At 70.4% G+C, this 11,413-nt stretch carries 12 protein-coding genes; 9 read left to right on the forward strand and 3 right to left on the reverse strand.

Features of this window, described 5'->3' with window-relative positions; translation table 11 throughout:
* Positions 1–8 precede the first annotated feature (8 nt).
* Both ACQEVJ_RS18995 and ACQEVJ_RS19000 read left to right on the forward strand, forming a co-directional pair.
* Positions 9–293: a hypothetical protein gene (locus tag ACQEVJ_RS18995; RefSeq protein WP_433102729.1), complete on the forward strand. Its 285-nt coding sequence runs from the start codon at positions 9–11 to the stop codon at positions 291–293.
* A gap of 391 nt (positions 294–684) precedes the next feature.
* The gene (locus tag ACQEVJ_RS19000; protein WP_433102731.1) at positions 685–1,197 is read left to right on the forward strand and encodes a DUF6461 domain-containing protein; all 513 of its coding nucleotides are present in this window, start codon (positions 685–687) and stop codon (positions 1,195–1,197) included.
* Positions 1,198–2,325: 1,128 nt separating this feature from the next.
* On the opposite strand, the gene ACQEVJ_RS19005 is transcribed toward ACQEVJ_RS19000, so the two are convergent.
* The gene (locus ACQEVJ_RS19005) at positions 2,326–3,309 is read right to left on the reverse strand and encodes a serine hydrolase domain-containing protein (RefSeq protein ID WP_433102733.1); all 984 of its coding nucleotides are present in this window, start codon (positions 3,307–3,309) and stop codon (positions 2,326–2,328) included.
* 270 nt (positions 3,310–3,579) lie between these two features.
* On the opposite strand from ACQEVJ_RS19005, the gene ACQEVJ_RS19010 reads away from it, so the two are divergent.
* Positions 3,580–3,726, forward strand: a complete 147-nt coding sequence (locus ACQEVJ_RS19010; RefSeq protein ID WP_433102735.1) for a hypothetical protein — start codon at positions 3,580–3,582, stop codon at positions 3,724–3,726.
* A 482-nt stretch (positions 3,727–4,208) separates the two neighbouring features.
* Here the strand turns inward: ACQEVJ_RS19010 and ACQEVJ_RS19015 are convergent, their stop codons facing one another.
* Both ACQEVJ_RS19015 and ACQEVJ_RS19020 read right to left on the reverse strand, forming a co-directional pair.
* Positions 4,209–4,403: a hypothetical protein gene (locus ACQEVJ_RS19015; protein WP_433102737.1), complete on the reverse strand. Its 195-nt coding sequence runs from the start codon at positions 4,401–4,403 to the stop codon at positions 4,209–4,211.
* Between the two features lie 245 nt (positions 4,404–4,648).
* Complete coding sequence (locus tag ACQEVJ_RS19020; protein WP_433102739.1) at positions 4,649–5,485, reverse strand: PxKF domain-containing protein; 837 nt, start codon at positions 5,483–5,485, stop codon at positions 4,649–4,651.
* A gap of 328 nt (positions 5,486–5,813) precedes the next feature.
* On the opposite strand from ACQEVJ_RS19020, the gene ACQEVJ_RS19025 reads away from it, so the two are divergent.
* The 6 genes from ACQEVJ_RS19025 to ACQEVJ_RS19050 all read left to right on the forward strand — a co-directional run bounded on the left by ACQEVJ_RS19025 (position 5,814) and on the right by ACQEVJ_RS19050 (position 11,343).
* Entirely contained in the window at positions 5,814–6,377 is a 564-nt protein-coding gene (locus tag ACQEVJ_RS19025; RefSeq protein ID WP_433102741.1) for a hypothetical protein, read from the forward strand.
* Positions 6,378–6,620: 243 nt separating this feature from the next.
* Positions 6,621–7,406, forward strand: coding sequence for an IclR family transcriptional regulator (locus tag ACQEVJ_RS19030; RefSeq protein ID WP_433102743.1), 786 nt, complete (start codon positions 6,621–6,623; stop codon positions 7,404–7,406).
* On the forward strand, positions 7,403–8,299 hold the full coding sequence (locus tag ACQEVJ_RS19035) for an SMP-30/gluconolactonase/LRE family protein (RefSeq protein ID WP_433102745.1): 897 nt from the start codon (positions 7,403–7,405) through the stop codon (positions 8,297–8,299). Before ACQEVJ_RS19030 ends, ACQEVJ_RS19035 begins: the two co-directional genes overlap by 4 nt.
* A gap of 75 nt (positions 8,300–8,374) precedes the next feature.
* A complete protein-coding gene (locus ACQEVJ_RS19040) occupies positions 8,375–8,599 on the forward strand; it encodes a hypothetical protein (protein ID WP_030509920.1) in 225 nt (74 codons plus the stop codon).
* 86 nt (positions 8,600–8,685) lie between these two features.
* Positions 8,686–9,690: an N-acetylglucosamine kinase gene (locus ACQEVJ_RS19045; protein WP_433102747.1), complete on the forward strand. Its 1,005-nt coding sequence runs from the start codon at positions 8,686–8,688 to the stop codon at positions 9,688–9,690.
* A gap of 183 nt (positions 9,691–9,873) precedes the next feature.
* Positions 9,874–11,343 (forward strand): glycoside hydrolase family 3 protein, encoded by a 1,470-nt coding sequence (locus ACQEVJ_RS19050; RefSeq protein WP_433102749.1) that lies wholly within the window; start codon positions 9,874–9,876, stop codon positions 11,341–11,343.
* Positions 11,344–11,413 lie beyond the last annotated feature (70 nt).

Raw genomic sequence — 11,413 nt, forward strand, 5'->3', positions numbered from 1 at the left:
CTGCGGGGATGAACGAGCAGGTGGCAGCTGAGATTGCAGAGGAGTACCTGTCACGGTGGCGTCGTGTCGCTGTCTATGACGAACTCGTGGTCATGGAGGAGAACGGCGATAAGGACTGGGCGAATGTCGCCGGAGAGGACGGGAGTGTCTACAAGGTCCTGGCTTACGTGCTTCCTGAGGCCGATCGGGCACTCCGGTTGGTTATCGCGGTGAACGATCGCGTGCTCCGTGCAACCGGCGCTCCTGTGAAGCGGACTGCGGTCATGCGCCCGGATGGAACGTACAAGGAGTAGACGGAGAGCGGCGCGTCTGCCCACCTGATGGGGATGGTGCGCAGCCCTGCGGATTAAAAGAAGACGCCTCGATCAAGCTCTGAGGCTCTGACCGTGCGGTCCAGTGTCCGTTGCGGTTCGCCAGAGTCCGCCGTTGCCCGCGCTCTTGGCTGTAGCTGTGGCTGTACAGCCAACCGATCACCGCTAGATCTGGCACGTGTGTGGCACGCTGGAGATCGCGAGTACTGCTGGCTAGGCCAACGAGCCGACCAGGTCAGGCTGCCCATGGGGGCCGTGCTCAGGACGTCGGCACGCGAGCATGAGCCCGCTGTCGCTTCTCAAGGTCGTACCGACTTTTCGTCGGACTCTCATGCCAGGATCTCCTGATCCGTCCCGAGAGAACGGGATTCCCATGAGCGGCTACGACTGGCTCGATGACGAGGCGTTCTGCGCGACCTTCGTCCGCGGCCTTACCCCGCACGAGGCGCTGGCCCGCCTTGGCATTGACGTGTTCGACGGCGATGACGAGGAAGGCGATATCGAGGAGGGCCTCATCTCTGCCCGGTCAGCCGAGGGCGGCACCATTCTGAGCGAAGAGAACGGCTACGCCGGCAGGCTGGACGAGGTGCTGCGATCCTTGTCGGCCGGGACGGTCACGGCGAGCGTCTTCGTCAACGTGAACAGGCTCGCGTCCTTCGACCATTACGCCGACGGCCGTAGGATCCTGTCCTTCGATCCGCTGTTTCCCGGCGACGAGGACGGCATCCCGGAGGACTTCCTGGCCCACCGGGAGGAGCTGGGGCTGGTTGGCGACGAGTCGGAGGGCGGGCTTGCCGCTGCGCTGCTGCTGGCCGAGCGCATCACCGAGGTGCGGCCGAACGCGTCAAGTGACGTCGTGGTCGCCCATGGTGTTCTCGAGTACTGAGTGCTTCGCCCGTTTCCACAGTTCGACAGTGCGGCCTTGAAGGTTGTTCGCGTCCGGAGCCGCCTCCATGAGGTTTCGACGATTGCCAACCGCACTGCACGGTGAGCCGGGGTGAGGAACGAACCCCGGATCTGCGATCGCCCCCGACCACGGCGGAACATCGGCCACCCCGTGGCGATCGTCGTGCTGCATTGGGGCGGCGGCGCGACCAGAGGCCGGTAGGTGGCGTGGGTGCGTGGCGGGTGTGCGGTGACGGCCCGGAGTCCTGCGCGCCGCCGGGATCGGCCCCCAGGCCGCACGCCCGGCGTGCGCTGGCAGGCGCAGGGCCGGGCGACGGCGCGCAGCGCCGCCGCCCCTTGATCCCCTAGGAGCGCAATTCGGCAGGGGAGGACGCTCAGAAATCTAACCAGACAGAATGATTCTGTCTGGTATGGTTCTCGGCCGCTCCGGCACTGGACAAGGCGGTCGGTGTGTTTCTCGCCCAGATCCGCCGCCGCGGGAACGGCCCATTCATGGCCCCAAACGCGAGCCTGCTCGGTTATCGGGATTTCGTCTCGATCGAGGTGCTGACACATATCCAGGGGTGCGTCTTACCGTGCAGCGGCGACTCCGGCCAGAGCGGCTGGGCCGCGCTGTGTTTGGCGCCGTCGCCAGTGTTCCACTCCCAGCACACGACACTCAGAATCACGACGCAGCCCCCGGCCCTGCTCGGTTACGGCCTCCCCGTTATGGGGCTGCACGAGCGTGTGCGTCACTCTCGCCGGTCGGCTTTGGTCATGACGTCAGGTACTTCGGTGGCCGGACGGGGCGGTGGGTGCGCTCGACCAGCTCACCGCCGGCGAACGTCTCGGTCACGTGGTCGCCGCCGGCGCCCAGCGGGGCGAGTAACCGTCACCGCCGGTCACCTGGAATACGGCGCTCCGGGGCACTAGAGAGTTTCAAAGCCCGAGTTATGTGACTGTCCCCGCTCTGGTGGGGTGACGGTGGGCGCGCCTGGGGCTATGCCATGAGATATCCCGATCACGGCAGTTTGACCGCCAGGAGCGGCAGCGGTGGGAGCAGCCCACCACCTTCACCGCCAAGACGGGCTTGGACTTCCAACCGCCCTAACCTCAGCCTTAAAGCTCTCTAAGGGCACAGCGCAGAGGTCAGCAGGGTCATGGCCGCCTGATGAGGGTCGCCGGAGAACGGGGTGATCGACAATGTGACCTGTCGCGAACCGTCGGCTGAGTTGAACGCCACCGTGAGGTAGCCCGGGGCACCGCCGCCGTGGCCAAATGCAGTGCCGCAGGGAAGAGGCGCCAGCTCCAGCCCCAGCCCATACCCCTCGGTCGTGCCGGGATCCTTCATCTCCTTCAGCAGACCAGGGCGGAGCAGCTTGCCCTGGAACAGGGCGCGGTAGAACCGGTTGATGTCCCCGGTGGTGGAGATGATCTCGCCCGCCGCACCGGCCATCGTGGGATTGAACCGTGTGACGTCAACGGGGACGACCTTGCCACCCCTGGTGACCGGCACGTATGCGTGGGCGTGCGGGCCGTACACCTCCGGCGAGGCTCCCGGCACGCGGGTGTGCCGCAGGCCGAGCGGTCGCAGGATCCGCTCCCTGATCTCTGTCGCGTACGGCCTGCCGGTGACCCTCTCGATCAGCATGCCGAGCACGATGTAGTTGGTGTTGGAGTACCTGTACTCAGACCCGGGTGGGAAGCCGCGCGGGAGCTTTTCCGCTCTTTCCACCAGTTCGCGTGCCGACCAGGTGCGGTAGCGCTCCTTGGGGATGCCCGCCTCGTCCATCATGCCCGTCGAGTACTCGGGAAGGCCGCTGGTGTTCTGGAGGAGGTGCCTGATCGTGATGTCGGCGCCCCTGTCCACGAGCTCCGGCAGCCACTGCTCCACACTGTCGGACAGGTGCAGCTTTCCCTCTCCCACCAGTTGAAGCACCGCGGTCGCCGTGAACGACTTGGTCACGCTCCCGGCCCGGAAGCGCCCGTCCACCGGGGCCGGCTGGGCATTGTTCATCTTCGCCTTGCCGCTGGCGGCTCGCCAGGTCTTGTCCCCGTCGCGAACCTCGGCGATCGCGGCGACCGCACCGCCTGCGACAACCTTGTCCAGCATCGCCTGCAAACTCGGCCGACCGCTCGGGCTCGCGTCTGCCGCCGCGGTGGCGGTCACGACAGGCGTTGCCAGCAACGACACGGTCAAGCACGCCACGACGGCCGCGCTGGTGCGTCTTCCCTTCACGTTGCTCCTCCGATTCACGGAGTCCGGCTCTCGGCCTCCGCCGTATCAAGATCCGATACGAGAGGGCGGTACGGCATCGGAGTTATCCCCTACGGAAACCCTGATTCCACACCGACGATCTCCGACTTGGGAGGGACGCCTGTGTTGGCCTTTAGGCCAACCTCGGCCTTTGAAGCTCTCTACGCAATCGGCGCGCTACGCCTGCTCGGCTTCACCAGCATCGCCGACGGCACCCGATGGGCACGCGACGACTTCCACAACCCGCTGATCGCCCTGGGTCTCACGATGTGAGAACTCCTTCAGCCCTGGGTGATCTCGGGTCGTCGCCGCAGACCTCGCAGGTGCGGATGTGGCCGGCCATCGCGGCGACCTCGGGGTCGAGGAACAACGGGACGGTCGTTAGCGGTACGGACTGTTCAAACAGGTCAGGGCGGTGCACGACCAACAGTGTCGAGTCAGCTTTTCGGCCCGGACATGGCGGGACAGTCCGGCGCGATAACACGATCTTCAGTGTTTCCACAGGTCGTGGTGACCATCCGCACCACGATCCATCTCACCGCCAATGGCTGTCCCCGCGTTCCTCGCCCCCGTATGCGCACGCGCGACATCATCTCCGGTCGGAGCCAAAGGGCAAAAAGTGCATCAGGGAACGAAGCGGTATCTGATGATCGCCGCGCCGGGCCGCTCGCCGCCCCAGCGACTCCGACGAGTCCTCAGTAGGCCGCTGACCAGCACGGAAGACGCTTAACGATCATGTATTGCGGCTTTGGGGCTCACCTTGGCTGGACCTCTTCTACAGCAACCACGGCCCCGCCTACCACGGGCACGGCATCACCGCCCTCGGTGAGGCCGTCCTTGGCGCCGTACCCGGTGGTGGCATCAAAGCCCAAAAGGGCACCTGCGTGTCCGTCGCCCTGGCCACCGGCGCCGCCTCGCTGCTGATCAGCCTGCAACGCCACCTCGGCCACGGATGCGCCTCTGCCCTGCGCTTATGCAGAGGTCTCAGGCTGATAGGCCAGACCTGAGCCCTGCCTGTCCATGCAGGCCAGAGGCATATACGTTGGATTTCCCGCCGAAGCTACGGAAACCCCAGGGAGTCCGATTCCTCCCCCGCCTGAAGGCGGGGGTTTCCTCGGAGGTTTCCGATGAACGGCGCCGGGCGCGGCCCCCTGCCATCGGTCAGGGGTCGCGCCCGGCGGATCAGAGGGGATGGTTACTTGAATTGGAATTTGGCGGTGTGGTCGGTGCCGTCGGACAGCCTCAGGTGGAGGGTGCGGCAGGTGCCCGCCCATGCCTTGTCGGTCTTCCACACATAGGTGTACTGTCCGCTGCCCGCGTCGTAGGTGAGGCCGGAGGTGCTGGCGGTGGTGGTCTCGATCGGGTCCGTCGTGCTGCCGTCGCAGGCGGTCCGCTCGGAGGACGGGGAGCCGGTGGCGAGGATGTCCAGGCCCTGGCCGCCGCCGAGGGAGAACTTGACCGGGATGGCGCGCCCGGCGTTCACCGTGTTGACGATCGGCAGGTTGTTCACGGGCTGGAAGAACCCGGTGAAGGGGAAGGCCGGGGTCGGGTTGCCGACCTGGGTGGTGGTGGTGTCGGTGCCGATCTGGTCACCGGTCCAGACGCTTAGGGCGGAGGCTTGGGCGGTGACGGTCCCGGCCGCGGTGGGAAGCACGGTGAGAGTGATTGACGTCGGCATGTCACCGGAGCTGAGCTCCCAGCAGTGGGCCGTGGTTCCCTGGAGTCGGCACTCCCATGCTGGGCTCGAGGTCTGCCAGGCGGTGAAGGTCGCGGCGGCGCCGGACAGGGTGATGTAGGCCTCCATGGCGTGGTCCACGGGGTTGGGGGCGGTGTTGGGGAGGTCGACGGTGTAGGTGTAACCGGTGTCCACCGGGACGGGTCCGGCCGGGCCGGTCATCTGGACGACGGAGTCGGCGTGCGCGGGGCCCGCGACGGCCAGCAGTCCGAACACGGCGCTCACCGCGGCGAGCACGGCCAGGCGGCCACGCCTACCGCGGCGGCTCGGCGACGCGGTGACGGTGGGACGAGACATGTACTGCCCTCCATAAGGGGGTTGCTGCCGTGCTGCGACAGACTCTCCTGGCCTGTCACAACGCAGCATCGGCATAGGACGCACCCGTCACCAAACGCAGACGGTGACGGAAACCCACCACACGCAGACCTCGTTCCCCCGCGACATGCGGTCGGCCTCCGAGCCGAACCACGATCCCCGAGCGGTCACGAAGGCGAACAGTCCGCAAACCGTGAGCTATCAAACTGATCATCTCATAGACTCCCAAACCGCACCCCCGCCTTTACCCAAGTGCCTGCTGACGGGGTTCTCGGTCGGGTTCGAGGTGGGCAATTGCGCCAGCGAGCACATGCTGGAGGCCCACCTTCGGCTCGGCAGGTTGCTGTCGGTGTACCTGCACACGAAGCGTTGCGGCACGTGGGTGCAGCGGCGGCTTAACCCGACCGGCTACGACTCGCGTGAGGTGCGCCTGGCCGTGGAGGACTGGCGGGTGCGGTGGTCGCTGTGGTCGCGCCGCGACGGATGGTCGTCCACCGACGCGGTCGCCTACACCGCCGAGCACCTGCTGTCCCGGCTGCCCGCCGGGCGGCGGCTGCCGTCACTCGCGCTGCACCCCACCTGCTCGTCGGTCCGGCTCGGCCTGGACGCCGCGATCGCCCGGGTGGCCGACGCGGTCGCCGAACGGGTCGTGGTGCCCGACGGCTGGGGCTGTTGCGCGTTCGCCGGTGACCGCGGCCTGCTGCACCCGGAACTGACTGCCTCCGCCACCCGCGCCGAGGCGGCCGCGGTGGCGGCCGGCGATTTCGCCGCGCACGCCTCGGTGAACCGCACCTGCGAGATCGGCATGACCCGCGCCACCGGCAGGCCCTACCACCACCTGCTGGAGCTGCTGGACCGGGTCACGGCCCCCTGAGACAGCGCCGGACGACACGGAAAACCCCGGGCTCGCATCGCGGACCCGGGGTGTGCCGCCGTGCGGGGGAGACGAACGGCCGGGCACGGCACCGCGGTCGGCCGCAGTCGCTTCTCTCCCGGCGACGCTACCGGCGGTTCCAGGGGGATGCCGCCGATGCGCGCTGCGGAGCCGCGCCGCCGAGCCGTCTTCCATTAATCGGCACGCTAGTCTAATTTCTGGAATGTTATGAAGGATAGGCAGATGACCGGTGAAGTGACATCCACAGCCGACGACGGCCGGCTGGTGGGCTCCGACCGCGTCCTCGCCGTCCTGAAGGAGCTGTCCCGCTACCCCGACGGCGTCGGGCTGGACGAGCTGACCCGGGCAATCGGCAGCCCCAAGCCGACCGTGCACCGCGCGCTGGGCGCGCTGCGCCGGGCCGGGCTGGCCGACCAGGACGCCCGCGGCCACTACATGCTCGGCGACGAGTTCCTGCGGATGGCCTTCGCCCACCACGAGGCCCGCCCCGAGCACGTGCGCATCCGGCCGCTGCTGGAGACGCTGGCCGCCCGGTTCGGCGAGACCGCGCACTACGCGGTGCTCGACGGCCCCGAGGTCGTTTACCGGGCCAAGGTGGACCCGCCCACCGGCGCCGTCCGGCTGACCTCCACGATCGGCGGCCGCAACCCCGCGCACGCCACCGCCGTCGGCAAGCTGCTGCTGGCCTACCAGCTGGACACCCCCGAAGCCGTCGCCGAGTGGGTCGGCGACGCGCCGCTGGTGCGCCGCACCCCGCAAACCCGGTGCACGGCAGATGAACTGCATGAGGAACTGCGGGCGATCCGCGCGCAGGGCTACGCCGTCGACGACCAGGAGAACGAGGTGGGCATCAACTGCGTCGCCCTCCCCGTCTACGCGACCTCGCCGGCCCTTCCCTCGGGCGCGCTGAGCGTCAGCGGCCTGACCTACCGAACCCCTCTGCAGGCGCTGGTCGACGCCGTCGAGGACATCCGCGCCCTGCTCGGGCACCTGGGAGAACCACGATGACCAACCCCCCGGTCCCCGCGACCGCCGAGACGTTCCGACTGGCCGAAGGGCCGGTGTGGGACGCCGCCCGGGACCGCCTGCTGTGGGTCGACATCCTCGCCGGAGCGGTGCTCGAAGGCCGCCTCGACGCCGGCCGCATCGAGGTGACCGGCCGGCACGGGTTCGACTCCATGGCCGGCGCGGTCGCGGTCGCGGCCGACGGCACCTTCCTGGTGGCCGCGCAGGAACACCTCGTCGTGCTCCACCCCGACGGCACCCGGCGGGACGGGCCCCGCATCGTCCCCGCCGGACAGCTCCGGCGGCTCAACGACGCCGGCGTCGACCCGGCCGGCCGCTTCCTGGTGGGCACCCTGTCCCTGGGCGGTCCCTCGCAGCGCGAGACGCTCGTCCGGGTCGAGGCCGACGGCCGGCTCACCGAACTCGACGGCGACCTGCGGCTGTCCAACGGCCTGGCCTGGTCGGCCGACGGCCGCGCGATGTACAGCGTCGACACCCTCCGCCACACCGTCTTCGTACGCGACTACGACCCGGCGACCGGCGCGGCGGGGAAGCGGCGGGTGCACCTGCGGGTGGACGACGGCCTGCCCGACGGCATCGCCCTGGACGCCGAAGGCCACCTGTGGGTGGCCGTGTGGGAGATCGGCGAGGTCCGCCGGTACGCCCCCGACGCCACTCTGACCGAGCGCGTCTCGGTGCCCGCCCCGCACACCTCCAGCGTCGCCTTCGCCGGTGAGGACCTGCGCACCCTGGTCATCACCACCGCCTCGGCGGAGCTGACCGACGACCAGCGCCGCGCCCACCCGGACTCGGGCCGGCTGTTCACCACCCGTGTCGAGGTGCCCGGCCTGCCCGTCCCGGTTTGGTCGGGGCGGCCGCAGGCCTCAGCCGCCTGATCCGGTGAGCGGCATAGGAAATGGGCCGTTTGGGCACTTCAAGAGGTATCGGGGGCGTGTTCGATGGGGGGAACCATGGCTGTATCGGCCGACCTGGCGAAGCTGCTCGACCGCGAGTACGAGGACAAGACCCTGGACGAGATCATCAAGGCGCCGGTGGACGCGCTGGCCGGGGTGAGCGCGGAGGACGCGGAGCTGCTGAAGAAGGCCTTCCACATCAAGACCGTCGGGGACCTCGGACGCAACAAGTTCTTCCGGGCGGCCACCGCGCTCGTCGATCTCACCGACAGCAAGAAATAATCGGGCATCCCGTCCGACCGGCGGCCGTTGTAGAAGATTTCCATCGCCTTATAGGTTGATGGAAGGTATCTACATAAGGAGCGGCCGTGGGGGCTCTGTTCGTCGGCGTGGACGGGGGAGGCACCAGCACGCGCTGTGTCGTGGTCACCGAGTCGGGCGAGATCGCCGGGCGGGGACGGGCCGGCGGCGCCAACGCGATCTCGGTCCCCGACCCGGCCGCCAACCTGCGTGCCGCACTGCTCGGCGCGCTGGAGGGCCTGGACCCCGCGCGGGTCGCCGGCGGCGTGTTCGGCCTGGCGGGGACGGCCCGCGCCGCGGAACCCGCGGAGCGGGCCTGGCGGGAGGCCGGGCTCGCCGGGCGCCCGGCGGTGGTCGCGGACGTGCTCGTCGCCTTCGCCGGCGCCACCGACCAGCCGGACGGCGCGGTCCTGGTGGCCGGCACCGGCGCGATCGGCGCCCGCATCCGCGACCGCCGGGTCGTACGGCGGGCCGACGGCCTGGGCTGGCTCCTGGGCGACGAGGGCTCGGGCGTGTGGCTGGGCCGCCGGGCCGCCGCCGCGGCGCTGAACGCGATCGACGGCCGGGGCGCGCCCACGGTGCTGGTCGCCCGGGTGGCCGGGGCCGTCCTGGGAGCGGGGGCGGCCGGTGAGGGCGACGGGCCCGCGCTCGCCCAGGCCCTGATCGCGGCCGTGTACGCGCGGGTCGCCGAGTCGGGGCCCGCCTGGCTCGGCACGCTCGCGCCCGTGGTGGACGCCGCCGCCCGCGAGGGCGACGAGGTGGCGCGCGGCGTCGTCGCGGAGGCGGCCAGGAGGCTGTGCCGTACGGCACGGGTCGTCGCCGGGGAAGGCGCCCGTGCGAGGGGAGCACAGGCGGAGGGAGGCGGAGGGCCGCTGGTGCTCGCGGGGTCGCTGCTGACCGAGCCGACCGAGCTCGCCCATCTGGTCCGGGCCGAGCTGGGCAGGCGAACCGTGCTGGTGTGCGCCCGGGACAACGCGGTGGGCGCCGCCGCGCTCGCGGTGCGGGCGGCCCTGCCCGGCGACCCGCGTGCCGCCGACGCGCACCGCGTGCTGATCGGGCAGGGGGTGGCATGAGCGAGCGAAGGGAGCGAATCAGTAAGCACAGTGAGATTCGCGAGGTGCTGTCTTGTGCACCTCCGGCACGACCTGACTCCGAGCCGTCAGGCGAGGAGGTGGCATGAGCGAGCGAAGCGAGCGAATCGGTAAGCACAGTGCGATTCGCTCATGCGACTCCGAGCCGTCAGGCGAGGAGGTGGCATGAGCGGCGAGCTGGACCGGATGGCGATGGCCGTGCTCCAGCCCGGTTTCGAGGGCACCGAGCCGCCCGCGTGGCTGCGGCGGGCGCTCGCGGAGGGCCTGGGCGGCGTGGTCCTGTTCGCCCGCAACGTCGCCGGCCTCGACGGGACGGCCGCCCTGGTCGCCGAGCTGCGCAGGGAACGGCCGGACGTGGTCGTCGCCGTGGACGAGGAGGGCGGCGCCGTCACCCGGCTGGAGGCGGCCAAGGGAAGCTCCTGGCCGGGCAACCTGGCGCTTGGCGTCGCCGGCGACGAGTCGCTGACCCGCCGGGTGGCGCGGCAGATCGGCCGGATGGTCGCCGCCGCCGGCGTCACCCTCGACTACGCCCCCGTGGTGGACGTCAACGCCGATCCCCGCAACCCCGTCATCGGCGTGCGTTCCTTCGGCTCCGACCCCGAGGAGGTCGGCCGCCACGGCGCCGCGTGGATCGAGGGACTGCAGAGCGCGGGGGTGGCCGCCTGCGCCAAGCACTTCCCCGGCCACGGGGACACCGTGACCGACTCCCACCTGGCGTTGCCCGCCGTACGGGCCTCCCGCGAGGTCATCGAACGTCGCGACCTGCCGCCGTTCCGGGCCGCCATCGCGGCCGGGGTGCGCGCCGTGATGTGCGGTCACCTGTTCGTCCCCGCCGTCGACGCGCTCCCCGCGACGCTGAGCCGGGCCGTGCTGACCGGCCTGCTGCGGGAGGAACTGGGGTTCGAGGGACTCGTGGTGACCGACGCGATCGAGATGCGCGCGGTCGCCGCCCTGCACGAGCCGGGTGAGATCGCGGTCCGCGCGCTGGCCGCCGGGGCCGACGCGATCTGCGTCGGGGTGTCCTCGGCCAGGGGGGAGAGCGTCTACGCGCTGCGCGACGCGATCACCGGCGCGGTCCGCGAGGGACGGCTGGCCGAGGAGCGCCTGGCCGAGGCGGCGGGCCGGGTGCGGGACCTCGCCGCCTGGTACGACGCGCAGGCCGAGGCCAGGGCCGCGGTGGCCCGCGACGCCGACGAGGGCCTCGGCCTGGCGGCGGCGACGGCCGCCCTGCGCGCGACCCCGGTGGAACAGGTGAGGGCGCCGCTGACGAAGGCGCCGTTGGTGGTGCACCTGGCGGCGCGGCCCAGCCAGGCCGTCGGCCGCGCGACCCCCCTGAAACTCGGTCAGGCGATCGAGGAGATCCTGCCCGGGACGGTGACGGCCGAGGTGGACGACGACGGGCACCTGCCGGATCTGAGCGAGGCGGGGCGTCCCCTGGTGATCGCCGTCCACGACGCCGCGCGGCACGGCTGGATGCGGCGGCTCCTCGACGAGGCGCTGCGGGCCCGCCCGGACGCGGTCGTGGTCGAGACAGGGGTGCCGGGGCCGCCCGCCGGGCGGCTGTACCTCGCCACTCACGGCAACTCCACGGCCTCCGCGCGGGCGGCGGCCCGCTGGCTCACCGGTGCCGTTTGACGGGCCCGCAAACCCCTCGCACGGGAAGTCTTCGCAGGTAGCGGGCTTGGGTAAAAATTAACTCCATCGC

This window comes from Microbispora sp. CA-102843 (assembly GCF_050936215.1).
GTDB lineage: Bacteria > Actinomycetota > Actinomycetes > Streptosporangiales > Streptosporangiaceae > Microbispora.